This is a genomic window from Kitasatospora sp. NBC_01250 (assembly GCF_036226465.1).
Taxonomy (GTDB): Bacteria; Actinomycetota; Actinomycetes; order Streptomycetales; family Streptomycetaceae; genus Kitasatospora.
Genome location: NZ_CP108476.1, coordinates 2174136 through 2200418, shown reverse-complemented (window position 1 = coordinate 2200418; position 26283 = coordinate 2174136). Strand labels below are relative to the sequence as shown.

Sequence of the window (26283 nt, the reverse complement as noted above, 5' to 3'; positions counted from 1 at the left end):
GGCGACCCGAGGGAGGTGCCCATGTCCGGGCCCAGCGGCCGTCTCATCCACCACGTCGAACTCTGGGTGGACGACCTGGTGTTGGCCGCCGAGCAGTGGGCTCCGGTGCTGCTCGCGCTCGGTTGCACCCCGTTCCAGAGCTGGGCCGCCGGCCGCAGTTGGCGACTCGGCGAGAGCTATCTGGTGATCGAACAGTCGCCGGCGCTGCGCCCCGGCGGGCACGACCGGCTGCGCGCCGGGCTCAACCACCTTGCCGTGTACGGATCGCGCTCGGCCGTCGGTGCCGCGCTGGCGGCGGGCTGGACGCTGCGGGTGGACACCGGGGAGACGGTGCACCTGGTGGACGGTCAGGGTTTCGAGCTGGAAGTGGTCTGCGACTGAGGAGGATTGGCGTGGCGTCTGCCGCCAGTGGGCTCCCAGCCGGTACTCAGCCGGCGGTCAGTCTCCCGTCAGTGCATTCGCGACCATTCGCCAGGAAGGCGACAGCCGGCTGACATCTGGGTCAACTTCTGCTGGTGCAGTGAGAATTCCCGTCAACATCTTTGGCATGGGCACTTCCCGAGACCCGGCGCCACTGGTACCACGGAGTAACCCCAACACTCTCCCGTGGAGGTGCAATGCGCCCCGTTCGTGTTGTCTCCGGCGCTGCCGTGGCGTCGCTGTTCGCTGCCGGCACGCTTTTCTTCGCCGGTCCGGCAAGTGCCGCAGGTGTCAACTACGTCGCCCTGGGCGACTCCTACTCGGCCGGCGTGGGGGCCGGCAACTACGACAGCTCCAGCGGTAGCTGCAGCCGCAGCTACGACGCCTACCCGGAACTGTGGGACGCCGCCAACAGTCCGGCCAGCTTCAGCTTCGTCGCCTGCTCCGGGGCGAAGACCGGTGATGTGCTCAACACCCAGCTCTCCGCGGTCAACTCCAGCACCACCCTGATCAGCCTCACCATCGGCGGCAACGACGCCGGCTTCACCAACACCATGGAGACCTGCGTGCTGGACGGCACCAGCGCCTGTCAGAGCGCCGTGGCCACCGCCGAGTCGTACGCCCAGAACACCCTGCCCGGCCAGCTCGGCAACCTGTACCAGGCGATCAGAGCCAAGGCACCCGGCGCCGAGGTCGTCGTGGTCGGCTACCCGCACCTGTACGAAGTGCCGGGCAGTTGCTGGTTCGGGATCAGCGACACCTCACGGACCGCCATCAACGGGGCGGCCGACGCACTGGACGGGGTGATCGCCAAGGCGGCGGCCAATGCCGGGTTCACCTTCGCCGACGTGCGCAGTGCCTTCACCGGGCACGAGATCTGCAGCGACGACGAGTGGCTGCACAGCACCACCCTGCCCATCGACGAGAGCTACCACCCCACGGCGGACGGTCAGTCGCAGGGGTACCTGCCGGTCTTCTCCGGCGCAGTCTGATTCCTGACGCCTCGTCAGCACTATAGCGCAGCAGCCGCACGGGTGCACCAGGCACCCGTGCGGCTTCGCCGTGCGTCGGCGCGGGATCAGCAGGGGCCGTCGTCGGCCCAGACGCCGTACTGGCCGCTGGCGCTGGGGACCTCGTTCAGCGTCCACCACTTGGCGTGGTAGTTGTGCCCGTTGTAGGAGACCTTGTTGCCGGCCACGTACGTGGTACTGGCGCTCCAGGCCGGCGCGGTGCAGGTGCCCGGGGAGCTGGGCGGGGTGACCGGGGGCGTCACCGGCGGGGTCACCGGCGGCGTGACCGGCGGGGTGGTGGGCGGCGTCACCGGCGGGGTCGCGCCCGCGAACTGGGTGGTGAACTTGGTGAAGTCCCAGGGGTTCTGGGTCACGCCGGAGCAGGAGCCGGACAGGCCGGGGTCGACCACCGGGGTGCACTGGCGGTCCCGGTTGACCGACCAGAAGGTGTAGCGGGCCAGCCCGTTGGTGGTCGCGAAGTTCAGCACCGTCTGGAAGTCGGCCTGGCTGAAGTACTCGGCGGCGTCGGTGCGCCCGTTCATCATCGAGACGCCCTCGTGGGCGTAGGCGGTGGCCGCGCTCCAGCCGAAGGTGTTCTGCAGGATGCCGTTGAACGCGGTCAGCGCGGCGACCTGGGCGGCGCCGCCGTTGAAGCCGCCGTCGAAGGGCATGATCGAGTAGTTGTTGGGCGTGAAGCCCTGCGACTTGGCCTCGTTCAGCATCTGGGTGCCGAACCAGCCGGTGCCGGCGGTGGTCCCGGCGGTGGTGATCGAGATGTAGAGCCCGGGGTTGTTCGCCTGCAGGATCTTCGCCGCGCCGATCTCGTTGTGGATCGCCGCGCTGTTCTCGTACTCCGGCTCCTCGAGGTCGAAGTCGATCGCGTGCAGCCCGTACTTGGTGATCACCTTCTGCTCGGCGGCGGCGGTGGCCTCCGGCGTGCCGCAGTCCTGGCCGAGCTTGTTGCCGCCGTAACCGCCGAAGGAGACCGAGACGTCGCCGCCCCTGGCCCGGATCTCCTGGATCACGGCCGGGATGGTGGTGTCGGTGTCGATCGAGGAGGTGCCGCCCCAGGCGGGGGTGCAGCCGCCGGAGTCGAGGATGAAGGCGAGCTGGAAGGCCTTCTGGCCGGTGGCGTCCATCACCGTGCCGGCGTCCGGCGCGCTGTTGTCCTCGGGCATCAGGTACGGCGCGGAGGCGTACCAGTTGCTGCTCAGGGCGCCGCCGCTGTCGGCCGGTGCGGTGCTGGAGGCGAGGGCCGAACCGCCGCCGGCCAGGGTGGTGAAGGTGCCGGCCAGCAGGCCGAGCGTGGCCAGCCCGGTCAGGGCGGTGGTGCGGCGCCGGCGGTGCCGGGGTGCCGGGGCCGCCGCGGTGGCGGCGGCCGGGGGGAGCTGGGCGCGTTCCATCGGAACCTCTCCAGGACATGGGCAGTGGGGGACCGCCTCGGCACGCCGTGGGGGAGCGCGCAGGCGGGTGTCGCGGGTGTCGCCGACCGGATCGGCAGAGACCCGTGCCCAATAAAGTGGACTAGACCAACTGTCAGGTCAAGAGCCGGATCCCGGATTAAGGCCGCTTAAGGCTTGCTTCAGCGTGCGGTCACCCGTGGTAGAGCGCCTCGATGTCCGCCGCGAAGCGCTGGGCGATGGCCTGGCGGCGCAGTTTGAGCGACGGGGTCAGCAGCCCCTGCTCGACGGTGAACTCGCCCGGCAGCAGGCGGAAGGCCCGGATCGACTCGGCCCGGGAGAACGCGGTGTTGGCGGCCGCCACCGCGCGCTGGATCTCCGCGTGCAGCTCCTCGTCCGCCAGCGCCGTCCAGCCGTCCACCGGGGCCCGGCGGCGCGACAGCTGCCAGTGCTCGAAGGCCCTGGCGTCCAGCGTGATCAGCGCCGTCACGTACGGGCGGTTGTCGCCCACCACCAGGCACTGCGCGACCAGCGGATGCGCCCGCACCCGCTCCTCCAGGGCGGCGGGCGCCAGGTTCTTGCCGCTGCTGGTGACGATCAGCTCCTTCTTGCGCCCGGTGATGCTCAGGTACCCGTCCTCGTCCAGCGAGCCCAGGTCGCCGGTGGCCAGCCAGCCCTCGTGCAGCGCCTCGGCGGTGCAGCGCGGGTGGTTGAGGTAGCCGCCGAACACCCCGGGACCGCGCACCCAGATCTCGCCGTCCGCCGCGATCGCCACCGCGGCGCCGGGGATCGGCCGGCCCACGGTGCCGAACTTGGGGCGCCCGACCGGGTTGGCGATGATCGCCGCGGTGGTCTCGGTCAGCCCGTAGCCCTCGTAGATGGTCATGCCGGCGCCGGCGAAGAAGAGGCCCAGGTCGCGGCCGAGCGTGGAGCCGCCGCAGATCATGTTGCGCACCCGCCCGCCCAGCGCCGCCCGCAGCTTCTGGTAGACCAGCCGGTCGTAGGCCAGGTGCCGCATCCGCAGCGAGGCACCGGGCCCCGGGCCGTGCCCGAGGCCGCGCCGCTCGGTCGCCTCCGCCCAGCGGATCGCCGTCTCGGCGGCCTGGGCGAAGTTCTCGCCGCGCCCGGCCGTCTCGGCCGCCAGCCGCGCCGAGGCGTACAGCTTCTCGAAGACGTAGGGGACGGCCTGCAGGAAGGTGGGCCGGAACGAGGCGAGCGCCTCCAGCAGCGGCCGGGCGCCGAGCTCGGCCAGATGGCCCAGGCGCATCCTGCCGCGCACGGCCGCCACCTGCACCATCCGTCCGTAGACGTGGGCCAGCGGCAGGATGAGCAGGGTGGCGGCCTGCTCATCCGACCCGTCGCTGAAGACCGGGTCCCAGCCCGCCAGCACGTTGTCCGCCTCGGCGCTGAAGTTGCCGTGGGTGAGCAGGCAGCCCTTGGGGTGGCCGGTGGTGCCGGAGGTGTAGATCACGGTGGCGATGGAGTCGGCGGTGACGGCGGCCCGTTGACGGTGCACCAGGGACTCCGGCACGCCGGTGCCGTCGGCGGTGAGGGTGCGCACGCAGCCCTGGTCCAGCTGCCAGATCCCGGACAGCCTGGGCAGGGCGTCGCAGACCGCGCCGATCGTCATCGCGTGGTCCTCGTCCTCCACCACGCAGGCCACCGCGTCGGTCTCGGCCAGGATCCAGCGCACCTGCTCGGCGGCGGCCGTCGGGTAGACCGGGACCGGGATCGCGCCGATCGACCAGAGCGCGTAGTCGAACAGGGTCCACTCGTAGCGGGTCCGGGACATCACCGCGACCCGGTCGCCGAACCGGATGCCGCGGGCGAGCAGGCCCTTGGCCAGGCCCAGTACTTCGTCCCGGAAGGTGGCGGTGGTGACCGGGGTCCAGCGGGCGGTCGCGCCCGAGCGGCGGGAGAACTGGACCAGCGCGGGGACGAGTTCGGCGTTCTGGTAGACCGAGTCGGCCAGCCCACCGGGCGCGGGTGGCGCCAGTGGTGGGGTGCTCAGCTCGCGCAGCATCGTCCTGGCCCTCTCCGGCCCCGCCACGACCACGCTCCGTGGCCCGTCCGGAGACCGTTGGTGACCTTCCCGGGGGCTCACTGGCGACGGTAGCGGATCGCCGCCGCGCTGCCCAGGGTTGCGCGATTCCCCCACTGGAAAGTCACCGTCAGGGGTATTTCGTGCCAGTGCTTCCGGGGTGCTCAGCAGCGGATCAGACAAGGGCCAACAACAGATCAGGATCGATCCTGAAGAGGCGTCGAACACGTCAGGATCGAGTAGTAAGCTCGCGCAGACTCCCACCCGGGCACACCCGACCGAGGGCCCTCATGCGTCTGCGAAGCAGCTCGATCCGCGCGAAGATCATCGCGCTGCTCCTCGTGCCCATCGTGGCGCTGGTCGGCCTGTGGGCCTACGCCACCCTGGTCACCACCAGCGACTTCTGGAACCAGCTGAACGTGGCCTCGGCCATCCGCGCCTTCGCGGCCCCGGTCGACCAGGTCACCCGCGACCTGCAGGCGGAGCGCACGGCGGCCGTGGTCCGGCTGGCCGGACCGCAGGCCGAGGACGTGCAGAACGAGTACCTCGCCGCGCAGAAGACCACCGATCAGGACCTGCAACTGCTGCAGCAGAAAGAGTCCGGATCGTCCGCGGGCAAACTGAACGGCGCCGAGCGGGCCCAGCTGCAGAACGTATTGAAGGTGGCCGGTCAACTCACCCAGCTCCGCGGCCAGGTCGGGCAGCAGACGATCAACTGGGAGTACGCGATCGGGCAGTACAGCGAGCTGGTCAAGCCCTCGTTCTCCTTCTTCACCTCCTTCGTCAGCCAGCAGGCCGGCCAACTGCCCCGTCAGGGCGAGGTCCTGATCCAGCTGAACCGCGCCAGGGAGTACCTGGCGCAGGAGGACTCGGCGATGCAGGGGCTGCTCGGCCCCGCCGCCCCGGACTCCACCGCGTACCAGGCCGTGCTCGACCCGATGCACAACCAGCAGGCCCTCTACACCGTCTTCATCGAGGAGTTGGACCAGCCCGACCAGAGCGACTACACCGCGTTGCGCGGCGCCTCGGACTGGAGCGCGCTGGACATGTACGAGCGCGAGTTCCAGAGCGCGGCCTCGCCCGGCGACGCGCAGCGCAACATCAGCGAGGACAGCTGGCGGCAGACCTCGGGCCGGGTGCTCGGTGACCTCGCGCAGGAGAACGGCAAGCTGGCCGGCGTCCAGGCGGACCGGGCCGACTCGTACGCGATGGGGCTGCTCTGGCGCGGCGGGATCGCCGGTGCGGTCGGCCTGTTGGCGATCGTCGTCACGGTGCTGGTCTCGCTGCGGATCGGCCGCGGCATGGTGCGCGAACTGGTCGGCCTGCGCAACGCCGCCAACGACCTGGCCGCCGCCCGACTGCCCTCGGTGATGCAACGGCTGCGCGAGGGACAGCCGGTGGACGTCGCCACCGAGGCGCCCGAACTCGACTTCGGGTCGGCCGAGATCGGCCAGGTCGGCCGGGCGTTCAACCTGGTCCAGCGGACCGCCGTGCGGGCCGCGGTCGAACAGGCCGAACTGCGGCGCGGGGTCTCGGCGGTCTTCGTCAACCTGGCCCGGCGCAGCCAGGTCCTGCTGCACCGGCAGCTGACCCTGCTGGACACCATGGAGCGGCGCACCGAGGACCCGGCCGAGCTGGAGGACCTCTTCCGGCTCGACCACCTGACCACCCGGATGCGGCGGCACGCGGAGGGCCTGATCATCCTCTCCGGCGGCTCGCCCGGACGGGCCTGGCGCAAGCCGGTGCGGATGGTCGATGTGGTGCGCGCGGCGGTCGGCGAGGTGGAGGACTACGCCCGGGTGATCGTGCGCCCGTTCCCCGGCACCGGGCTGCTCGGCAGCGCGGTCGCCGACGTGACCCACCTGATCGCCGAACTGGTCGAGAACGCCGCGGTGTTCTCGCCGCCGCAGACCCAGGTGACGGTGCAGGGCGAGGTGGTGGCGCACGGTTTCGCGCTGGAGATCGACGACCGCGGGCTCGGGCTGAGCGAGGCGGCGCTGGCCGAGATCAACCAGCGCCTGGAGGTCGAGCAGGCCTTCGACCTGACCGACACCGACCGGCTCGGGCTCTTCGTGGTCAGCCGGCTGGCGCGGCGGCACGGGATCCGGGTGAGCCTGCGGGCCTCGCCGTACGGGGGGACCACGGCGGTGGTGCTGATACCCAGGGAGCTGTTGGCGGAGGTGCCGGGAGGCGTTGCCGGGGGTGCTGGTGTCGGTGCCGGGGGTGCCGGGGCTGTCGGCGGTTCCGGCGGGGCGGTCGAGGGGGCACCGCGGCAGCGGGATCTGGTGGCGGTGGCCGGCGGGGCGCGGGCGGAGTCGCCGCGCCTGGGCGAGGCGGGCAGGGGGCACGGGGACACCGGGGGGCGGGGCGCCGAGGCGCGCACCCGCGGGGCGAACCACCGGCCGGCCACCGGGCCGCAGCCGGCCGGTGCCGAACCGGCCCGCACTCCCGGCGGGTTGCCGCGGCGGCGGGCGGCCGGTGGGCCGGTGCTGGTCCCGGCGCCCGACGGCGGGGGTGGTGGAGATCCGGGCAGGAGCGGCGGACGGCATCGGCGACAGGTGCCGAGCACGATGGTTGACGGAGCGTCAGTTGTAGAGCCCGAGGTCGAGGTCGAGCGGCCGGCCGGTGGGCTGCTGCCGCGCCGGGTCCGGCAGGCCAGCCTCGCACCGCAGTTGAAGGAGGCGGCGGCCCGCCGGGCGGAGCGCGGGGCGCACCGTGCGGCCGAGCCGCCGATGCCGGAGCGGTCGCCCGAGGAGGCCCGCGCCGCCTTCAGTTCGTTCCAGCGAGGCTTCAGCCGGGGGCGGGCGGACGCCGCGCCCGGCACGGTGCCGTCGGTGCCGTCGGGCCTGCCCACGCGGTCGCGAGGCGGCGCGCCGTCGAGTGCGCCCTCCGGTGCGCCGGTGTCCGCCACACCGCCCGGACCGGCGCCCGGATCGCCGTCCGCGGCCCCGCTTTCCGTTGTACCGTTGCCCGCCGCGCCCTCGCCCGTCGAGGTCCGTTCGCTCTCCCCGGAGGCCCGCCGCGCACTGGCGGCCCCGCCCGTACCGGCGGCCCTGCCGGCCGCTCCACGCCCCGCAGTACCCGCACCATCGGAAGGACCCGATCGATGACCGCAATGACCCAGCCCGCCGGCGACCTCAACTGGCTTCTGGACGACCTGGTGGGACGCGTCGCGGCACTGCGCCACGCGGTCATCCTCTCCAGCGACGGTCTGGCCACCGGGGCTTCGCAGGGGCTCGGCCGGGAGGACGCCGAGCACCTGGCCGCGGTCGCGGCCGGTTTCCACAGCCTGGCCAAGGGCGCGGGCCGCCACTTCGAGGTCGGCGGGGTGCGGCAGACCATGGTCGAGCTGGACGAGGCCTTCCTCTTCATCACGGCTGCGGGTGACGGCAGTTGCCTGGCGGTGCTGAGCGACGCGGACTCCGACATCGGCCAGATCGCCTACGAGATGGCGCTGTTGGTCAAGCGGGTCGGGGAGCACCTGGCGGCCGAGCCCCGGCACCCGGCCGGATGACCGGCCGGCCACCGCGGCGGGACGCGGGCGAACCCGCGGTGCCCGCGCAGCCCGAGGGGCCCGTGCAGCCCGAGGAGCTCGACGAGGCCCAGCAGCAGTGGTTCGACGACGAGGCGGGCCCGATGGTGCGCCTCTTCGCACTGACCAAGGGCCGGGCCAGGCCGGTCGGCGACGGGTTCTTCGACCTGATCTCGATGATCTCGCTCGCCGACCCCCGGGCCCGGGACCCGTTCCAGCCCGAGCCGGTGCTGGACCCGGAGCACCGGGCGATCCTCGACCTGTGCGCCGACGGCCCGCTCTCGGTGGCCGAACTCGGCTCCTACACGGACCTGCCGGTGAGCGTCGTCCGGGTGCTGCTGGGCGACCTCGACGACGCCGAACTGATCCACGTCACCAGACCCGTCCCGCTCGCCGAACTGCCCGACGAGCGCCTGCTGCGAGAAGTGATCAATGGCCTCCGTGCGCTCTGACGGTCCGTCAGTCTCCGTACCGTTCCGGGCTCCCGACGGATCACCGACGACCGCGCTGAAGATCCTGGTGGCCGGCGGTCTGGGGGTGGGCAAGACCACGCTGGTCGGCGCGGTGAGCGAGATCCGGCCGCTGCGCACCGAGGAGCGGCTCAGCGAGCTGGGCCGCCCGGTGGACGACACCAGCGCGGTGGCCGCCAAGCACACCACCACGGTGGCGATGGACTTCGGGCGGATCGACCTGCGGCCCGGCCTCGCGCTCTACCTCTTCGGGACCCCGGGGCAGGACCGGTTCTGGTTCGTCTGGGACGAGTTGGCGCTGGGTGCGCTGGGCGCCGTGGTGCTGGCCGACACCCGGCGGCTGGCCGACTGCTTCCCCTCGGTGGACTTCTTCGAGCGGCGCGGCCTGCCGTTCCTGATCGCGGTGAACTGCTTCGAGGGCACCGAGGTGTTCGACGTCGAGGACGTGCGGGCCGCGCTCGACCTGGATCCGGACGTGCCCGTGCTGCTCTGCGACGCCCGCCGCCGCGAGGACGGCCGCGAGGTGCTGATCCGGCTCGTGCAGCACGCCGCGCGCCGCCGGTCGGTCTGAGAGCGGTCGATCCGGTCCGGCCGGTGGACCGACGCTTGCCCTCGGCCCGGTCGGCATGGAACCCTCGGACCGAACACGCCGCGACGCGATCAGCGCGTCCGGCCGATCCACCCGGGGGAGGGCGGCACCATGACGGCGGAGCGGGGACACCTTGCGCGCCGAGCGGTGCGACGCGCCGCCCGGGGGATCTGCTTCAATGGGGTCATGCACACCACCGTGGACAGCAGCCGAGGTCATCAGGACCTTGAGCCGTTCTGGCCGTCCCGGCAGCCGCACCTCTTCGACCAGACCTGTCCGGGCTCGCCTCGCGCGTCCCGGCTCGCCCGCCACTGACTCCAGGTCACCACCTCGGATCAGGCACGGACAGCAGAGTCCGGTCCGACGCGCAGACGACGTCCACCCGAAGCGTCCTGTGCGAAAGAGCTGCCTTATGTCCTCCTCCTCGGCCATCCTGACCCCGCCCGCCGCCACCCCGCACCTGCGGGCTGTCCGTTCCGTCTCCGCGATGCCCACCGGTGCGGACCGCTGGCATCCGGCCGCCGCAGGCCCACCGCCCGTCGCCGCCCCGGCTCCGGCCGCCGCGCCGGACCGCGTCGCGCCCGAGCTGTTCGGCGCGCTTCCCGAGGGCGCCACCGTCGTCGCCGCGCTGCCGCACTCCGCCCTGCCGCAGGCACTGCTCGCGCAGTACGGGGCCCAGTTGGGCGCCCAGGGTGCCGGGCAGCCGCTGGTCGGCTACCTGGTGCTGGTGCCGGCCGAGTCGGCGCCGGGCGCGGTCGCCCCGCTGGGCCTGGCGCCGCTGGCGCCGGCCACCGTCCCGCTCGCCCCGGCACCGGAGTACCCGCCGGTGCCCGACTACGCCCCGCTGCCGGAGTTCGTGCCGCAGGGCGCACTCGACCACCCGGCCCCGGAGGAGCCGGTGGCACACTTCCGGTCCGAGTCCGCACCCGATCTCGCGGCGCAGCGACCGGCGCGGCAGCCCGCCCGCGGCATCCGTGTCGACCTGGACCGGCGCAGCGCCTACGTCGACGGTGAACTGCTCGATCTCACCTACCTGGAGTTCGAGTTGCTCGCCCACCTCACCCAGCACCCGCAGCGGGTACACACCCGCGACCACCTGGTCTCCGCGGTCTGGGGGTACGGTCACGTCGGCGACGGCCGGACGGTGGACGTCCATGTCGCGCGACTGCGCCGCAAGCTGGGCGCCGCGCACCGGGACAGCATCGTCACCGTGCGGCGGGTCGGCTACAAGTACGCGCCGATCGGCCGCAGCTGACGGCAGGTCCAGGCTCGGTGAGGCCCGGCTCCGCGGGGGAGCCGGGCCTCACGCCTGCTCCGCCTCGCGTCCACTGCGCCTCGCGTCCACTCCGCCTCGGGCCTACGCGGGTCGTGGCCGCTGCTCCGGCGGCAGGAGCAGGACGCGCAGCGCGGCCGCGCAGCCGTGCGCCTCGCGCAGCACCTCGGGCAGCCGCTCGGCGGTGAGCCGCTCGGGCGTGGAGCGGACGGCGAGCGCGAACCTGGCCTGCCCCGCCGCGTCCAGCACCGGTACCGCCACGGTGCGGACGCCGTCGGCCGACTCGCGGTCGTTCAGGGCGTGGCCGGCCTGCCGGACCCGGTCCAACTCGGCTGCCAGCTGGGCGGGATCGACGATGGTGCGGGCGGTGAAGGCGCGCAGCGGGTGGCCGGCGGCCAGGCCGGGCGCCGGCTCCGCCGGGTCGGGCCAGGCGAGCAGCACCTTGCCCAGTGCGGTGGAGTGCAGTGGTCGGCGCAGGCCCAGCCCGGAGTCCGGGCGCACCGAGTCGCCCACCAGGATCAGCGCGTGCTGGCCGCTGCGGATCGCCAGGTCGGCGGTGGCGCCGGTGCGCCGGGCCAGCACCGCCAGCTCGGGGGCGGCCAGGTGCAGGCCCCGCTGGTGGAAGCTGAGCTGGCCCAGTTCGGCGACCGCGGGGCCGAGCCGGTAGCGGGCGGTCAGCTGGTTCTGCTCCAGGAACTCCATGCTGACCAGGGTGCGGGCCAGCCGGTGCGCGGTGGAGACCGAGAGCCCGGTGCGCCGGGCCAGGTCGGAGGCGCTCAACTCCGGTCCGTTGTCGTGGAAGCAGTGCAACAGCCCGAGTGCGCGGACGACCGCCTGCGCGCCGCTGGGCGGGGTGCGGGCGGCCGGCGGCGGGGGCGTGGTGGCGGCGGCCTCGGCCATAGGTGCTCAGGTCCTCTGCTGGTGGGGAGGGCGGTGGTTCCCAGAGTATGGGAGCTTGGGCTGCCGCACTGTGGCGGCAATGTTTCATCACCATGGCATTGATGAACATCGCATCCCATCATGTGGCAAGGCTTGCCCTGGCCGATCGGGCCGTGGAACGCTCGGCACATCGCGGCGCCGCTCTCCCCGAGCCGCCGCCCCTCTCACCCCCGTTGCCCCCGGCCGCTGTCGGCGGCCTGTCCCGGGGTGCCGCCGTGACCGTCGCGCCAGCGGCGGACGTCAGCCGAAACCAGCAGCAAAGGTTCCGCCACCATGCCCACGCCCGCTCCAGCCCAGGCACCCGACGCACTCTGGTTCACCCGCTGCCCGGTCCCCACCGCCACCGGCATCGCCGCCGACCAGGGCTGGCTGGCGGCCGAGTTCGCCGCCGAGGGGATCGCCGTCCGCTCGCTGCAGGACGTCCCCGCCGAGCTGGCCGCGGACCACCACTACACCCACGCGCTGCCCGGCCTCTTCCGCGAGGGCGGCAACGTGCCCGCGCTGTGGGCCCGTTCGCGCGGCGAGCACACCAGGCTGATCGGTCTGACCTGGATCGAGGAGCGCCAGGTGGTGCTGGTGCGGGCCGGTAGCGGCCTGCGCGGCGCGGGCGCGCTGCGCGGACTGCGGCTGGCGGTCCCGCGGCACCCGATCGGCATCGACTTCTGGCAGGCGATGGCGCTGGCCGGCTTCACCGGGGCGCTCGGATCCGTCGGACTCACCCTGGCCGACGCCCGGTTGACCGAGGTGACCGCCCAGCCGGGCGCCGGCCAGTGGACCGCCGAGCTGACCGCGCTGCGCGAGGGCCGGGTGGACGCCGTCTACGTCAAGGGTGCGCTGGCGGTGGAGGCGGCGCAGCGGTTCGGCGCCGAGGCGGCCGTCGAGCTGGACGCCGAGCCGGACCGCCGCACCCGGGTCAACAACGGGACACCGCGTCCGGTGACCGTCCGCCAGGACCTGCTGGACGCCCGGCCCGACCTGGTCGCCAGGTTCCTCGCGGTGCTGCTGCGGGCCGCGGACTGGGCGGCCGAGCGGCCCGGCGAGGTGGCCCGGATCCTCGGCGCGGAGACCGGCGCCGGTGCGGCCGGTGTCGCGGGCGCCTACGCCGCCGACAGCCACCGCACCCTGCACCTCTCGCTCGCCTCCGACCGCCTCGACCTGCTCGCCCAGCAGGAGCGGCTGCTGCGCCAGCACGGCTTCCTGCCCGAGCCGGTGGACGTGGCCGCCTGGGCCGACCCCGAACCACTGCGCGCCGCACAGGCGTTGCTCGCTGCGCGCAGCTGACGGCGCAACCCCGTGCCCTTCCTGCGCCGATTCCCGACCCGGAGCCCGAAGTGAACCTCTCCCGCCCCCTGCTCGCCGCGGCTGCCGCGCTGCTCACCCTCTCGCTCGCCGTCGCCTGCTCCTCCTCCCCGGCCACCGGCCACGGCGCCGCCGGCGCCGCCGAGGTGACCGTGCGCATCCCCGACCCCGGCAACTCCGGTGTGCTGGCCCTCGGCAAGAAGGACGGCACGCTGGAGCGCGCGCTCTCCGCCGTGCACGCCAAGGTGGCCTGGACCGGCAGCGCGGGCCCGTTCGCCCCCGCCGCCCAGGAGTTGAACGCCGGGCAGCTCGACTTCGCGCTCGGCTCGATCACCTCCGCGGTGACCGCGCTCGCCGCCAAGCCGGGCTTCAAGCTCTTCGCCGCCACCGACCCCGATCCGGTGGGGGAGGGGATCCTGGTCAAGGACGGCTCGCCGATCGGCTCGGTCAAGGACCTGGTGGGCAAGAAGGTCGCCGTCAACCAGGGCGGCACCGGTGAGTACCTGCTGCTCCAGGCGCTGGCCAGGAACGGTGTGCCGGCCGATCAGGTGCAGCGCGTCTACCTGCGCCCCGACCAGTCCGCCCCGGTCTTCAACTCCGGCCAGGTGGACGCCTGGGCGACCTGGAGCAGCTACGCGGTCGCCGCGCTGGCCGGCTCGGGCGCGCACTTCCTGGCCAACGGCCAGGCGCTCGGCTCGGACAACTACAGCGTCTGGGCGGTGCGCACGGCCTTCGCCGATCAGCACCCCGAGGTGACCCGGGCGCTCTACCAGTACCTGCACGACGGCGACGTGAAGGCCAAGGCCGATCCGGCGGCCTACCTCAACGTCTTCACCGACGCCGGACCGCTGGCGGTCAACGGGCGGACGAAGGAGATCAGCGTGGACTTCGGGCGGCAGAACGGCGTGCTCGGGCCGATCAACGACACGGTGGCCGCGCGCTTCGACCGCGTCGCCGCCTTCTACGCCGACCAGAAGATCACCAGGAGCAAGGTGGCGATCCGGCCCGACCTGCTGGACATCACCAAGCTGCCGACCGCCGGTGCCGCCTCGGCCGGTGCCCGATGACGGCCGGTCCCGCGCTCGAGGAGCGGGCCGCCGAGGTGGCCGCGCTGGTCACACCGCGCGTCGCTCAGGCCCGTCCGCGACCCCGGGCCCTCTCGCTCACCCTGCGCGCGATCGGCCCGCTCGCGCTGCTCGGCGCCTGGAGCGCCGCCTCGGCCGGCGGTCTGCTGACCCCCGACGTGCTCGCCTCGCCGGCCGATGTGGTCCGCGCGGTCGGGGAGTTGTGGGGCAACGGCCAGCTCGGCGACGCCCTCACGGTCTCGCTCACCCGCTCCGGCCTCGGCCTGCTCTTCGGTCTGACGGCGGGGCTGCTGCTCGGCGTCACCACCGGACTCTCCCGGCTGGGCGAGGAGTTGCTCGACTCGCCGATGCAGGTGCTGCGCACCGTGCCGTTCCTCGCGCTGGTCCCGCTCTTCATGGTCTGGTTCGGCATCAACGAGACCGCCAAGGTGGTGATCATCGCGGTCGCCACCACCTTCCCGATGTACGTCAACACCGCGCAGGGCGTGCGCGGTGTCGACCGCAAGCTGATCGAGGCGGCGCGCGCCTTCGGCCTGGGCCGGCTCGCGCTCGTCCGCGAGGTGGTGCTGCCCGCCGCACTGCCCGCGCTGCTGGCGGGCCTGCGGCTGTCGATGACGCTGAGCGTGATCGCGCTGATCGCCGCCGAGGAGATCAATTCCACTGCGGGCATCGGCTACTTGATGACCCAGGCGCAGAACTACGCACGGACCGACATCCTGGCCGTCTGCATCCTGATCTACGGCCTGCTCGGCCTGCTCGCCGACCTGCTGGTGCGGCTGCTGGAGCGGGTGCTGATGCCCTGGCGCGCGACGGGAGCCGGCCGATGACCGCCGAGGCTCGGCTCGCCGTCCGACTGCGCGGTCTGCGGCGGGTCTTCGCCGGCCGGGCGGTGCTCGACGATCTCGATCTCGACCTGCCCCGCGGCGAGTTCACCGCGCTGCTCGGGGCCAGCGGCACCGGCAAGACCACGCTGCTGCGCATCCTCGGCGCACTCGACGCCCCCGACGCGGGCCGGGTCCTGGTGCCGGAGGCCCGGACCGTGGTCTTCCAGGAGCCCCGGCTGGTCCCGTCCAAGCGGGTGCTGGCCAATGTCGCACTGGGCCTGCCGCGCGGTCGGGACACCGAACTGAGGGCCCGCCGGGCACTCGCGGAGGTCGGCCTGGAGCAGCACGCCGAAGCCTGGCCGAGCACCCTGTCCGGCGGCGAGGCGCAGCGGGTCGCGCTGGCCCGGGCGCTGCTGCGCGAGCCCGAACTCCTGCTGCTGGACGAGCCGTTCGCCGCGCTGGACGCGCTGACCAGGTTGCGCATGCAGGACCTGGTCGGCGAGCTGTGCCGCAAGCACCGGCCCGCGGTGCTGCTCGTCACCCACGACGTGGACGAGGCGGTGCGGCTGGCCGACCGGGTGGCCGTGCTGCGCGAGGGCCGGCTGATCCGCGACGAGCGGGTCGAGGTGGCCCGCCCGCGCGACCCGGCCGACCCCGCGTTCGCGTCCCTGCGCCGCCGGCTGCTCGCCGACCTCGGGGTCGAGCAGTCCTCGCCCGGGCCACGTGCTTAGAAGGCACTTGGCCTCCGCGCCCGTCTCCGAACCCTCGTAACCCCGCACATCCCGAACTCCCCACCGGAGCAAACCGATGACCATCACCCTGGGCGTCCACCGCAGCAACCCCTCGCTCTACTACCTCTCCCGACTCGAATACCTGGAGGAGGAGTTGGCCAAGGTCGGGGAGCAGGGCCGGTTCCACCACTACAGCGACGGCACCCGCACCGGAGCGCTGCTCGCGGACGGCACCATCGACCTGGGCGGCACCGGCTCGACCCCGCCGATCACCGCCCAGGCAGCCGGGCACGACCTGGTCTACACCGCCGTCTCGGCGCCGCGCCCGGACCACGGCGCGCTGCTGGTGCGGGCGGACGGGCCGATCCGGACCGTCGCCGACCTCAAGGGCACCACCGTGGTGCTCGGCGTCGGCTCCTGGCAGACCCACCTGCTGGCCAAGGCGCTGCACCGGGCGGGCCTGTCCTACCGGGACGACCTCACTGCGCAGCGGCCGACGGGCACCGAGGCCGAGCGGCTGCGCGACGGCGAGATCGCCGGCTGGGTCGCGCAGGGCGCCGAACTGGTCCGGGCGCTGCGCGAGGACCAGGTCCGGGTGCTGATCCGCACCAGCGAGGTGATCACCGACCGCTCGGTCTTCTTCACCCGCCGGTCCTTCGCCGCCGAGCGGCCCGAGGTGGTGGGCGCCGTCACCGCCGCCCTGCAGCGCGCCGACCGCTGGGTGGCCGCGCACCTGGACGCGGCCGCCGCACTCGCCGCCGCCGACCAGGGCGGTGAGCTCGCCGATCACCGGGAGGCGCTCTCCCGGCTGCCCTGGCTGCTGGAGCCGGTGAGCGCCGCGTTCGTCGCCGAGCAGCAGGAGGCCGCCGACATCTTCCACCAGGTCGGCTTCATCGACCGGCCGATCCGGCTGGCGGATGCCCAACTGCCGCAGCTGGCCGAGACCGTGGCCGCCGCGCTGGAAGGGAGCCGCAGCAATGGCCAGTGAATTCCTCTGGTACCTGATCCCGCGCGAGGGCCACTACCCGTGGGAGCCGGCCGGGCGCCGTCCGGTCGACCTCGGCTACCTGCAGCGCCTGGCCGCCGATACCGAACGGCTCGGCTACAGCGGCGCGTTGCTGGCCACCGACCTGTATGACGTGTGGACCCTGGGCAGCGCCGTGGCCGCCGCCACCGGACCCGGCTTCCAGCCGCTGCTGGCGGTGCACCCGGGGCTGGTCTCGCCCACCCTGCTGGCCAAGATGGCGCTGAGCTTCGAGCACCTGCACGGCCCGCGCCTGCGGTTCAACGTGGTCAACGGCTCGACCGGTCAGCTGCGCGAGTACGGACTGGACGTCGGGCACGACGACCGCTACCGGCTGAGCGCCGAGTACTGGAGCCTGGTCAAGCGTCTGACCTCCGGCGAAGTCTTCGACCACGAAGGCGAGTTCTACCGCCTGAAGAACGCCGGCGCGAGCCTGCGGGAGCTGGCGCCCAAGCGCGAGGGGCACATCCCGCTCTGGTTCGGCGGCTCCTCGCCGGCCGGCATCGAGATGGCGGCGGAGCACGTCGACGTCTACCTCACCTGGGGCGAACCGCCGCACCTGCTCAAGGAGAAGCTGGCCCGGGTGCGCGAGCGGGCCGCCGCGCACGGGCGCACGCTGCGGATCGGCCTGCGGCTGCACCTGATCGTACGGGACACCGAGGAGCAGGCCTGGGCGGCGGCCGACCGGCTGCTCGACGTCACCAGCCAGGCCACCTACGCCCGCCAGCTCGGCGGCCGGGAGGCCGAGGACGGGGTCGGCTGGCAGCGCCAGTTCCGCCAGCACGGCGGCCAGGTCCCGGCCAGGGCACGGGAGTTGGAGACCTCGCCGAACCTCTGGCCGGGGATGGGCCTGTTCCGTCCGGGGCCGGGCACCGCGGTGGTCGGCAGCACCGCCCAGGTCGTCGAGCGCCTGCGGGAGTTCGAGGACCTGGGGGTGGACACCTTCATCCTCTCCGGCAACCCGTTGCTGGAGGAGGCCTACCGGGTGGCCGAGACGGTGCTGCCGGCCCTGCGGGCGCGCTGACGGACGGCGCAGCGGGCCGAGCAGCGCCTGCCGGAGGTCCTAGGCCGACAGCCGGTCGATCTCGGCCAGTTCCTCGGCGCTCAGCGGTCCGGCCGCCAACGCGTCGAGGTTCTGGTCGAGTTGCGCCACGCTGCTGGCCCCGATGATCACCGAGACCACCCGCGGGTCGCGCAGCACCCAGGCCAGCGCCAGCTGGGCCAGGCTCTGTCCGCGCTGCCCGGCCAGCTTGTCCAGCGCCCGCAGCCGCTCCAGCTTGTCCTCGGTGAGCGCCTCCTGCCGCAGGAAGTGCCCCACCGACATCCGCGAGCCGGCCGGCACCTCGCCACCCAGGTAGCGGTTGGTCAACAGGCCCTGGGCGAGCGGCGAGAAGGCGATCAGGCTGGTCTGGGTGTCGCCCACCGCGTCCAGCACGCCGTCCTCGACGTGGCGGTCCAGGATCGAGTAGCTGGACTGGTTGAGCAGCGCCGGGGTGCCCAGCTCGCGCAGGATCGCCACCGCCTCGCGGTGCTGCTCGGCCGGGTAGTTGGAGATCGACGCGTAGAGCGCCTTGCCCTGCTGGACGGCCGAGGCGAGTGCGCCCATGGTCTCCTCCAGGGGCGTGTCGGGGTCGTAGCGGTGCGAGTAGAAGACGTCCACGTAGTCCAGGCCCATCCGGCCCAGCGACTGGTCAAGACTGGCCAGCAGGTACTTGCGGCTGCCGCCGTCGCCGTACGGGCCGGGCCACATGTCGTAGCCGGCCTTGGAGGCGATGAACAGCTCGTCGCGGTACGGGCGGAAGTCCTGGGCGAAGAGCGTGCCGAAGTTCTTCTCCGCCGAGCCGTACGGCGGGCCGTAGTTGTTGGCCAGGTCGAAGTGGGTGACGCCCCGGTCGAAGGCGCGGCGCAGCACCGCGCGCTGCACCTCCAGCGGGTGGGTGTCGCCGAAGTTGTGCCACAGCCCGAGCGAGACGGCGGGCAGCTGCACGCCGCTGCGTCCGGCGCGGCGATAGGTCATCGAGGTGTAGCGGGACTCGGCCGCGAGGTAGCTCATGCGGGCATCCTGCCAGGTCGGATGGGGCGTCGGCGCCAGCGCCACGGGCCCTTGCCCGGAGGGTCGGGCCCGATCTAAGATCAGTTGAATTTTGTCCAATCTCTGCTGTCGCTCAGTGGGAGGGGTGGGTCCGATGCGTCGTCCGGTCACCGGCCGCCTCCCGCGCCGCTGTTGTCGTCGCGGCGCGCTGACGCGTCCGGGCTGCTGAGGACCGCTCTCCCCGGCTCCGCCCGCCGCGCACCTCGCGGTGCACCGCCGCGCACCTCGCGGTGCATCCGTGCGCCCCGCTTCCGTTCCGCCCTCCCCTCTCTCGGCTCAGCGAGGAGTCACCGCCATGCGGTTCATCGTCTCGTCCCTGCTCTCCAACGGCCCCGATCCGGTCACCGGACGCCAGTACACCGCGTACGAGAAGTACCAGAACGTCATCGACCAGGCCGTCACCGCCGAGGAGTTGGGCTACGACGGCTACGGCGTGGGGGAGCGCCACGGCGCGCCCTTCCTGTCGCCGGCGCCGCCGGTGCTGCTGGCCACCGTCGCGGCCCGGACCAGCGTCATCCGGCTCTTCACCACGGTGACGGTGCTGAGCGTCCTGGATCCGGTCCGGGTCGCCGAGGACTATGCGATGCTCGACCAACTGTCGGCCGGGCGCCTGGAATTGATCATCGGCAAGGGCAACGACCCGCGCCACTTCGAGCTGTTCGGGCTGAGCGAGGAGCGGCAGTGGGACGCCCTCGCGGAGAACTACGGCCTGCTGCACCGGCTCTGGCGCGAGGAGGGGGTGGACTGGGCCGGCAGTACCCGCCCGGCGCTGACGAACGTGACCAGCTACCCACGGCCCTACCAGCAGCCGATCCCGGTGTGGCACGGCAGCGCGACCAGCCGGCAGTCCACCGACCTGGCCGCCCGCTACGGCGATCCGCTCTTCTCCGCCAACAGCTTCCACCCGCTGGAGAAGTACCGGGCGCTGGTGGACCACTACCGCGAGCGCTGGGCGCACTACGGCCACGACCCGCGCGAGGCGGTGGTGGGCACCGGCTTCGGCGGGCTCTTCCTCGCCAAGCGCTCGCAGGACGCGGTGGCGGGCTTCCGCCCCTACTGGGACGCGCTGTTCAACTCGGCCGCGGGCAAGCACAACAACTCGCCGTTCGCCTCGCTGGAGGACGCCCTGGAGCGCGGTTCGGCCCTGGTCGGCAGCCCGCAGCAGGTGATCGAGAAGATCCACCGGTACCACGAGGCCTTCGGCAACGAGGTGGTCGGGATCGGTGTGGACGCGCTGACCGAGGAACTGCAGCACGACCAGCTCGCCCTGTTCGCCTCGGAGGTGGCGCCGGTGATCCGTCGGGAGCTGCCCGCGCGGGTACGGCCCTAGCCCGGCCGGTCCGGCCGGTCCAGCCGGTTCAGCGGTCGACGGTGGCGAGGACGGCGGCGTGGACGGCCGTGAGCGCCAGGCCGTGGTCCTGGAGCACCCGGGCCGCCAGGCCCTGGCGCTGCTCGCGGGTCGGGCCGAGGGCGGCCTCCTGGAGCACCCCGAGCAGCAGGTGGCCCGGTGTGATCGCCTTGCTCCTGCGGGCCAGCGCGGCCCGCAGGCTCAGCTCCACGGCCTTCTTCGCGCGATCGCTGAACCGCACCCGTCCGCCGGCGGGGCCCTTGTCCTTCTCCGGCCGGCTCGCGGGGCCGTCCAGAGCGCCGCGTCCGAAGCCGGCCTCCACCGCCTCGCGCACCGCCGTCAGATCGATGCCGATGCTGCCCAACGCCTCGGCGTCGCCGCCGGCCGTGCCGTCGCCGAGCAGCCGGACGACGCCGGCCCTGGCCGTCGGCAGGTCGAGACCGAGCTCGACCAGGACCGCGACCGAGCTGTCCTCGGGGTGGTGCAGCAGGCCGAGCAGCAGGTGCTCGGTGCCGAGGTAGGGGTGGTGCAGCCGGGTGGCCTCCCACTGGGCCACCGAGACCGCGTCGCGGGCGGCCGGGGTGAAGCGGTCGAACATGGTCACTCTCCGTCCAGGAAGTGGGGGCGTCGGGCGTGTTTCTTGTGCACCGCCTGCCGGCTCACGCCCAGGCAGGCGGCGATCTCCTGCCAGGACCAGCCGTGCGCCCGGGCGTTGCCGACCTGGAGGTCCTCCAGGCGGTCGGCCAGGTCACGCAGGGCCCGCACGGCCCGCAGGCCGATGGCGGGGTCGCGGCTGCTCGCGTCCGCGGCGAGCTGGGTGGTCTCACTCATGCTGTCAACATAGGTTGACGGCGGAAGGATGTCAACCAAGGTTGACAGTTACGGTTGCTGCCGAGCGTCCACCGCAGAGGAGGCCCCCGATGCCGCACCCTGACGCCGCCGGCTCTGGCGCGGCCGAGCCGGACATCGCCACCCGGTCCGACCTGGAGCACCTGCTGCGCCGCTTCTACGCCGCCGCCTTCGCCGACCCGCTGATCGGCCCGCACTTCACCGAGGTGGCCCGGATGGACCTGGCGGCCCACCTCCCGCGGATCACCGACTTCTGGGAGAGTGCCCTGCTGCGCTCGGCCGCCTACCGCCGCAACGCCTTCGCCCCCCACGCGGCCCTGCACGAGCGCGAGCCGCTGACCGCCGCCCACTTCGGCCGCTGGGTGCAGCTCTGGAGCGCTGCCGTCGACGGCCTGCACCGGGGCCCGCTCGCCGACCGCGCCAAGGCCCAGGGCGAGCGCATCGCCCTGGCCATGCTGCGCCGCACCTCCGGCGAGGACCCGGCGACGGGCGGCCCCGGCGGCTTCGTCCCGCTCTCCGCCGTCCTGCTGCGCAGCCCCGGCTGAGCGTCAGGCTCCGGGGCCGCCGGATCCCGCCGGGCAGCCGAGCGCGGTCAGGGCCCGGCGGACCAGGGCCACCCGCCGGTCCGTCGGCGCGGCCGGGGCGTCGATCAGCTCGAACCCGAAGGCCCGGTAGCTCTCCTCGTGGACCCGCTCTGACTTCGCTCAACTTCGTTTCCTCTTCGTCGTCCTGGTCAGTACGCTCACCGCCCATGAAGATCGTGCGGGGTGGGCAGGCGGTACCGGCCGAGGCGGCGTTGCGAAGATCGCGGCGGCAGGCGGCGATCGAGATGGCCGTGACCTTCGTGCTGGGGTTCGCGCCGGCACTGTGGGTGCGGCCGGATCCGGATCCGCCGGGCATCCTCCTGCTGGGCCTGATCTCCGGGTTCCATCTCGCCTTCTTCCCGATGCGGTGCGAAGCCGGGACGAAGGTGTGGGTGGACCCTGCCGACCCGAACCTGGTGACGGGGCGGACCTTGAGCGGTCGGCGGACCGTGGACCTCGCTCGGATCACCCGCATCAGGATGTACAAGTACACCTCGCGCGGTTACTCGCCGCCCATGCTCATGGTGCGGGACCACCGGGGCGTCCGGCTCGGTCTGAGCGGCAGCGACGGCTACCGGCTGGTGCGGGAGGCGCTGCAGCGCCGTGACGCGAGCCTCCCGATGCCCCGGGTGTCGAGGTCCGCTCGACGCCTGATCGACACCGGTTCCCTCCGGTGGGGACGCGAGGCGCTGTACGGGGCGTTGAGCGTGCTCTGGGGCCTGGCGTGCGCGGGGGGCGTCGTCTGCGCGGCCGTCGTGGTCGCGATGTCCTGAGCGCCCTATTCGGCCGGTTCGCTGCGCCTCGCCTCCGCCAGTGCGCGGTTGAAGAGGTAGGCGCAGAGGAAGACGCCGCCGACGACCAGCAGGCCGCCCCACAGCTCGGGGGAGGTGGGCAGGCGCCGTTCCCGCATGAGGTTGAAGACCGCGCCGAAGACGGCCTCCATCCCGATGATCGGGCCCATGACGGTGGTGGGCAGCCGTCGGGTCGCCGCGTTCCAGAACCAGGTGGCGCACCAGGAGCCGAGCAGGGCCAGGGCGGCGCACCAGGCCAGGTAGCGCCAGAAGGTCCCGGTGTCGTGGAACGGCGAGGGACCGCCGCCCGCGCGGGCGAGTGGCACCAGCAGCAGCGAGGCGGCGAAGGCGCCGGTGCCGATGCTCGCGGTCCACACCGCGTTGTCGACGGGGGTCTTGGCGCGCTTGAGGACGATGCCGTTGGCGATGACGAAGTACGCCCAGGCCAGGCAGGCCGAGACGCCCAGCACGATCCCGAGCAGGGTCCGCCCCGCGGAGAGGCCGGCCCGGTCGGCGGCGGAGGAGGCGCTGTCCACCAGCAGCAGCCCGCCGGACATGACGGCGATCGGCAGCAGCAGCCGGCGCCAGCCCAGTGCCTTCTCGAAGACGTTGGAGGCCAGCGCGACCATCGCGGGGATCAGTCCGGTCAGGGTCGAGGCGAGGACCCCGCCGCCGATCCTGGTGGAGAGCGACAGCAGCAGGTAGAAGCCGATGTACCCGACCACGCCCAGGTGCATCGCCGTCAGGAAGCTGCGCACCCCGAGGGCCCGCGCCCGGTCGGAGTTGAGCGCCAGGACGGTCAGCGACATCACGCCGAAGACCGCGTACCTGCCCACCACCAGGTAGTAGACGTTGAGCGGGGCGATGACGGCGGGCCCGAGGAAGGTGAATCCCCACAGCGCGGTGGCGACCAGCGCCGCCGGCAGCCCGACCGAGTACGTGCCTGACCTAACGGGAATCACCTCTCGGGGCCGCGGGCAGCTGCCGGGTGAGCCGGTCGCCGATCGCCTGGATCCGGTCGACCAGGAACTCGATGTCGGCCGTCGTCGTCCGGTGGTTGTTGTTGGCGACCCGGATGACGAACTTCCCGTCGATCACGGTGTGCGAGGGCATCGCCAGCCCGCCCACCTGGAGCTGTGACAGGATCTCCCGGTTGACCTGGTCCAGTGCCTGCGCCCCGCCCTGCGGCCAGACGTAGCGCAGCGTGGCGATGTTCAGCCGGCTGCGCGAGACGACCTCCAACGCCTCGGACGCGTCGGCGAGTTCGGTCAGCCGGGCGATCTGCTCGATGTTGCCCGCGATCGCGTCGGCGAAGGCGTCGATGCCGTGGGTGCGGAGCGCGAACCACACCTTCAGCGCCCGGAACCGGCGGGACTGCTCGATGCTCCGGTCGGAGAACGCCACCTCGTAGGCGGCCGGCCCGCGGTCGGTGCGGCTGATGTAGTCGGCGGTGGAGCTGAAGGCGGCTTCGAGGGCGTCCGGCCGGTTGACCAGGACGCAGCTGACGTCGAACGGCAGGTAGAGCCACTTGTGCAGGTCGAAGACGAGCGAGTCGGCCTGGTTCAGGCAGGCCAGCAGCCGCCGGTGGCTCGGCAGCAGGTAGGCGAACGCGCCGAAGGCGCCGTCCAGGTGCAGCCACAGGCCCGCCTCGCGGGCGAGGGTCACCAGCTCCTCCAGCGGATCGATCGCGCCGGTGTTGACGGTGCCGACGTTCCCGACCACGCAGAGCGGGTGGAACCCCGCCGCGCGGTCCTCGCGGATCGCCTCGCGCAGCGCGGTCACCTCGATCCGGAAGTCCTCGTCGACCGGGATCTGCCGGAAGAACGTCCGCCCGATCCCCAGCAGTTCGACCGCCTTCTCGACCGAGTGGTGCGTCTCGGTGGAGCCGTAGACGGTGAGCTGGGGGCCGGCCAGGTTGCCGTCGCGGCGCACGTCCCAGCCGCCGGTGCGGGCCTCGCGCGCGGCGGCCAGGGCGATGATCTGCCCCATCGAACAGCCGCTGGTGAGCACCCCGGAGCCGGTGTCGGGCCAGTCGAAGGCCTGCATCAGCCAGTCGATCACCTGCCGCTCGACCAGCATGGCCGCGTTCTCGCCGGAGCCGAGGGTGCAGTTCATCACGGAGGCGAGCAGGTCGGCGTAGGCGGCGATGGGCACGCCGGATCCGTTCGCCCAGCCCCAGAAGCGCGGGTGGATGTTGCCGCGCGGGTACGGCAGGATCGACTCGCAGAAGTCCTGGTAGACGGCGGCCATCGGCGCCCCGGTGCGCGGCAGTTCGGTGGCCAGGCGGGCACGGACGGCGTCCGGTACCGGCTGCCAGACCGGGCGGTCCCGGACGCCGGCGAGGTAGTCGACCATGTCGTCGACGATCTGCTTGCCCAGCGCCCGGAACTCCTCCCAGTCGGCGGGATCGAGCGGTGCCGTCTCGTGGCCCATCAGGTGTCCCCTCTGTTGACTGCGCCGGCCCCGCTGACGTCGAACGGAGCGGGCTGCAGCCGCAGGGCGAGGCAGGGCCCGGAGTCGTCGATCACGAGGGAGGTGCCGGTCCACCCGTCCCGGAAGGCCTGCTCCAACTCCTCGGTGGCGCCGAGCGCGACGGTCCGCCGCGGGCCGGCGGCCGCGGGCCAGCCGGCCGGGCTGGGGCGGTAGCAGAGGAAGCGGAGCTTGCCGCCGAACTTCCGCACCAGCCGCACCGGCCTGAAACCCGTCTCGATCAGCGAACGGACCCCGTGCGGATTGGCGGGTGAGCTGGTGGAGAGGAGGTGACGGATGTCGGTCTGCTCCAGGTCGGCCAGCGCCCGGGTGTTCAGCAGCCTGGCCAACTGGAATCCGCGCCACTGGGGAAGGACGGCGATGGTGTCCCAGTGCGCCACCCGGAGGTGCTCGGCGGGCGGCAGCGGGGTGTCCCGGGCCAGATTGAACTCACGATCGCGCGGGAAGTACACCATGCGGTAGGCGACCGTTTCGCCGCCGCGCGAGACGCCGTAGCAATGGCCGCCCTCCGCAAGGCAGTAGGAGATGAACTCCGGCGAACTGGTCTGGAAAATCGCCTTGTCGGCGAGGCCGGAACGGATGCGTTCCTGGAGTTCCAGAATGAGCCCGAGATCCTCGGGGGCGAGGCGGCGGAGTTCAAACACGGGGCTGCCTCGCTGCCGTGACGAAGGCGGATATCAACGGGTCGGCCGGCAACGAGTCCGGCAGTAACGGGTCGGCCGGCAACGAGTCCGGCAGTAACGGGTCGGCCGGCACAGGGATTTCGCCGCCATTCGTCGTCGCGGGCAGCTCCGGGTGCCAGAGCACGCCGACGGCCCAGCCGCCCTCGACCTGTTCGATGGCCTCGACGAGCGAGTCCTCGGAATGCGCGGTGGCCCGCCAGCGCGCATCCGGGGCCTCGGGCATCGTCAGCCCCTGGTGGTGGTAGGAGGTGACCCAGCGGGACCGCTCCCCGTAGGCCCGCGCCACCACGCCCTCGGCGGCCAGGGTGACCAGGTGTCGGGACGGTTCGGTGAGCGAGAGCCGGTGTGCGACGCTGCCGTCGGTGACCTCGGGGATGTCCGGGATCAGCCGGTTCCCGGTGGCGACGTGCAGCACCTGGCAACCGCGGCAGATGCCGAGGACCGGCACTCCGGCCGCCAGGGCCAGGGTGGCCAGGCGCAGTTCGAAGGCGTCCCGGTCGGGGTGGTAGTCGTATCCGGGCTGGCGCGGGGTTCCGTCGGCATAGGCGGGATCGATGTCCTCGCCGCCGGTGAGCAGAAGGCCGTCCAGTGCGGACAGCACCGGTTCGCAGAGCTTTTCGTCGCCGAACGGAATGACGATCGGTACACCGCCTGCCCGGGCGACCTGGTCGACGTAGGCCTGGTGGACACAGTGGCTCTGCACTGACCGGCGTAATCGCGCGGTGATACCGATCCTGGGTTGCATGACCCGCCCCATGAAATCGTGCACGTGATGGAACACGAACAAGAGGAACGCTAACTGACGCCAC

26 protein-coding genes are annotated in these 26283 nt (G+C 72.8%); 16 read left to right on the top strand and 10 right to left on the bottom strand.

Annotated features, from left to right (window positions below; genetic code table 11):
• Positions 1-21: 21 nt before the first annotated feature.
• A complete protein-coding gene (locus OG500_RS08980) occupies positions 22-381 on the top strand; it encodes a glyoxalase (protein WP_327065978.1) in 360 nt (119 codons plus the stop codon).
• Positions 382-617: 236 nt separating this feature from the next.
• Entirely contained in the window at positions 618-1412 is a 795-nt protein-coding gene (locus OG500_RS08975; protein WP_327065977.1) for an SGNH/GDSL hydrolase family protein, read from the top strand.
• Positions 1413-1498: 86 nt separating this feature from the next.
• On the opposite strand, the gene OG500_RS08970 is transcribed toward OG500_RS08975, so the two are convergent.
• On the bottom strand, positions 1499-2833 hold the full coding sequence (locus OG500_RS08970) for a carbohydrate-binding protein (protein ID WP_329578420.1): 1335 nt from the start codon (positions 2831-2833) through the stop codon (positions 1499-1501).
• 190 nt (positions 2834-3023) lie between these two features.
• Positions 3024-4850 carry an AMP-dependent synthetase/ligase gene (locus OG500_RS08965; protein ID WP_327071482.1) on the bottom strand — a complete coding sequence of 609 codons (1827 nt, stop codon included), beginning with the start codon at positions 4848-4850 and terminating at the stop codon, positions 3024-3026.
• 311 nt (positions 4851-5161) lie between these two features.
• On the opposite strand from OG500_RS08965, the gene OG500_RS08960 reads away from it, so the two are divergent.
• The 5 genes from OG500_RS08960 (at position 5162) to OG500_RS08940 (ending at position 10717) form a co-directional block, all read left to right on the top strand.
• The gene (locus OG500_RS08960) at positions 5162-7981 is read left to right on the top strand and encodes a sensor histidine kinase (RefSeq protein ID WP_329578417.1); all 2820 of its coding nucleotides are present in this window, start codon (positions 5162-5164) and stop codon (positions 7979-7981) included.
• Positions 7978-8385 (top strand): roadblock/LC7 domain-containing protein, encoded by a 408-nt coding sequence (locus OG500_RS08955; protein ID WP_327065898.1) that lies wholly within the window; start codon positions 7978-7980, stop codon positions 8383-8385. Before OG500_RS08960 ends, OG500_RS08955 begins: the two co-directional genes overlap by 4 nt.
• Before the next feature lie 122 nt (positions 8386-8507).
• A complete protein-coding gene (locus tag OG500_RS08950; RefSeq protein WP_327071481.1) occupies positions 8508-8855 on the top strand; it encodes a DUF742 domain-containing protein in 348 nt (115 codons plus the stop codon).
• Positions 8836-9444 carry a GTP-binding protein gene (locus OG500_RS08945; RefSeq protein WP_327065897.1) on the top strand — a complete coding sequence of 203 codons (609 nt, stop codon included), beginning with the start codon at positions 8836-8838 and terminating at the stop codon, positions 9442-9444. Before OG500_RS08950 ends, OG500_RS08945 begins: the two co-directional genes overlap by 20 nt.
• Before the next feature lie 505 nt (positions 9445-9949).
• Positions 9950-10717, top strand: coding sequence for a winged helix-turn-helix domain-containing protein (locus tag OG500_RS08940; RefSeq protein WP_442789321.1), 768 nt, complete (start codon positions 9950-9952; stop codon positions 10715-10717).
• A 102-nt stretch (positions 10718-10819) separates the two neighbouring features.
• Here OG500_RS08940 and OG500_RS08935 read toward each other — a convergent pair whose 3' ends face one another.
• On the bottom strand, positions 10820-11635 hold the full coding sequence (locus OG500_RS08935) for an IclR family transcriptional regulator (RefSeq protein ID WP_327065896.1): 816 nt from the start codon (positions 11633-11635) through the stop codon (positions 10820-10822).
• Positions 11636-11947: 312 nt separating this feature from the next.
• On the opposite strand from OG500_RS08935, the gene OG500_RS08930 reads away from it, so the two are divergent.
• From OG500_RS08930 to OG500_RS08905, 6 genes are all read left to right on the top strand, one after another.
• The gene (locus OG500_RS08930) at positions 11948-12955 is read left to right on the top strand and encodes an ABC transporter substrate-binding protein (protein WP_327065895.1); all 1008 of its coding nucleotides are present in this window, start codon (positions 11948-11950) and stop codon (positions 12953-12955) included.
• A 50-nt stretch (positions 12956-13005) separates the two neighbouring features.
• The gene (locus tag OG500_RS08925; protein ID WP_327065894.1) at positions 13006-14040 is read left to right on the top strand and encodes an NrtA/SsuA/CpmA family ABC transporter substrate-binding protein; all 1035 of its coding nucleotides are present in this window, start codon (positions 13006-13008) and stop codon (positions 14038-14040) included.
• Positions 14037-14885 (top strand): ABC transporter permease, encoded by an 849-nt coding sequence (locus OG500_RS08920; RefSeq protein WP_327065893.1) that lies wholly within the window; start codon positions 14037-14039, stop codon positions 14883-14885. Before OG500_RS08925 ends, OG500_RS08920 begins: the two co-directional genes overlap by 4 nt.
• A complete protein-coding gene (locus tag OG500_RS08915; protein ID WP_327065892.1) occupies positions 14882-15613 on the top strand; it encodes an ABC transporter ATP-binding protein in 732 nt (243 codons plus the stop codon). Before OG500_RS08920 ends, OG500_RS08915 begins: the two co-directional genes overlap by 4 nt.
• 76 nt (positions 15614-15689) lie before the next feature.
• The gene (locus OG500_RS08910; RefSeq protein WP_329578410.1) at positions 15690-16601 is read left to right on the top strand and encodes an ABC transporter substrate-binding protein; all 912 of its coding nucleotides are present in this window, start codon (positions 15690-15692) and stop codon (positions 16599-16601) included.
• Positions 16591-17661, top strand: coding sequence for an LLM class flavin-dependent oxidoreductase (locus tag OG500_RS08905; protein WP_327065890.1), 1071 nt, complete (start codon positions 16591-16593; stop codon positions 17659-17661). Before OG500_RS08910 ends, OG500_RS08905 begins: the two co-directional genes overlap by 11 nt.
• Positions 17662-17700: 39 nt before the next feature.
• Here OG500_RS08905 and OG500_RS08900 read toward each other — a convergent pair whose 3' ends face one another.
• On the bottom strand, positions 17701-18690 hold the full coding sequence (locus OG500_RS08900) for an aldo/keto reductase (protein ID WP_327065889.1): 990 nt from the start codon (positions 18688-18690) through the stop codon (positions 17701-17703).
• Positions 18691-19024: 334 nt separating this feature from the next.
• On the opposite strand from OG500_RS08900, the gene OG500_RS08895 reads away from it, so the two are divergent.
• Positions 19025-20059, top strand: coding sequence for an LLM class flavin-dependent oxidoreductase (locus tag OG500_RS08895; protein ID WP_329578406.1), 1035 nt, complete (start codon positions 19025-19027; stop codon positions 20057-20059).
• Positions 20060-20087: 28 nt separating this feature from the next.
• Here the strand turns inward: OG500_RS08895 and OG500_RS08890 are convergent, their stop codons facing one another.
• Together OG500_RS08890 and OG500_RS08885 are read right to left on the bottom strand one after the other, a co-directional pair.
• Positions 20088-20675 (bottom strand): Clp protease N-terminal domain-containing protein, encoded by a 588-nt coding sequence (locus tag OG500_RS08890; protein ID WP_329578403.1) that lies wholly within the window; start codon positions 20673-20675, stop codon positions 20088-20090.
• Positions 20676-20677: 2 nt separating this feature from the next.
• Positions 20678-20908, bottom strand: coding sequence for an RNA polymerase subunit sigma-70 (locus tag OG500_RS08885; RefSeq protein ID WP_327065886.1), 231 nt, complete (start codon positions 20906-20908; stop codon positions 20678-20680).
• A gap of 89 nt (positions 20909-20997) precedes the next feature.
• On the opposite strand from OG500_RS08885, the gene OG500_RS08880 reads away from it, so the two are divergent.
• A complete protein-coding gene (locus OG500_RS08880; protein ID WP_327065885.1) occupies positions 20998-21471 on the top strand; it encodes a group III truncated hemoglobin in 474 nt (157 codons plus the stop codon).
• A 206-nt stretch (positions 21472-21677) separates the two neighbouring features.
• Complete coding sequence (locus OG500_RS08875; RefSeq protein ID WP_327065884.1) at positions 21678-22283, top strand: hypothetical protein; 606 nt, start codon at positions 21678-21680, stop codon at positions 22281-22283.
• 5 nt (positions 22284-22288) lie between these two features.
• Here the strand turns inward: OG500_RS08875 and OG500_RS08870 are convergent, their stop codons facing one another.
• The 4 genes from OG500_RS08870 to OG500_RS08855 are packed head-to-tail and all read right to left on the bottom strand — an operon-like array spanning position 22289 to position 26255.
• Complete coding sequence (locus tag OG500_RS08870; protein WP_329578398.1) at positions 22289-23263, bottom strand: DMT family transporter; 975 nt, start codon at positions 23261-23263, stop codon at positions 22289-22291.
• Positions 23250-24734 (bottom strand): pyridoxal phosphate-dependent decarboxylase family protein, encoded by a 1485-nt coding sequence (locus tag OG500_RS08865; RefSeq protein WP_329578395.1) that lies wholly within the window; start codon positions 24732-24734, stop codon positions 23250-23252. Before OG500_RS08865 ends, OG500_RS08870 begins: the two co-directional genes overlap by 14 nt.
• Positions 24734-25435, bottom strand: a complete 702-nt coding sequence (locus tag OG500_RS08860) for a GNAT family N-acetyltransferase (RefSeq protein WP_329578393.1) — start codon at positions 25433-25435, stop codon at positions 24734-24736. The genes OG500_RS08865 and OG500_RS08860 overlap by 1 nt, the downstream gene beginning before the upstream one ends.
• Positions 25428-26255, bottom strand: coding sequence for a gamma-glutamyl-gamma-aminobutyrate hydrolase family protein (locus OG500_RS08855; protein WP_329587461.1), 828 nt, complete (start codon positions 26253-26255; stop codon positions 25428-25430). Before OG500_RS08855 ends, OG500_RS08860 begins: the two co-directional genes overlap by 8 nt.
• Between the last annotated feature and the right edge of the window lie 28 nt (positions 26256-26283).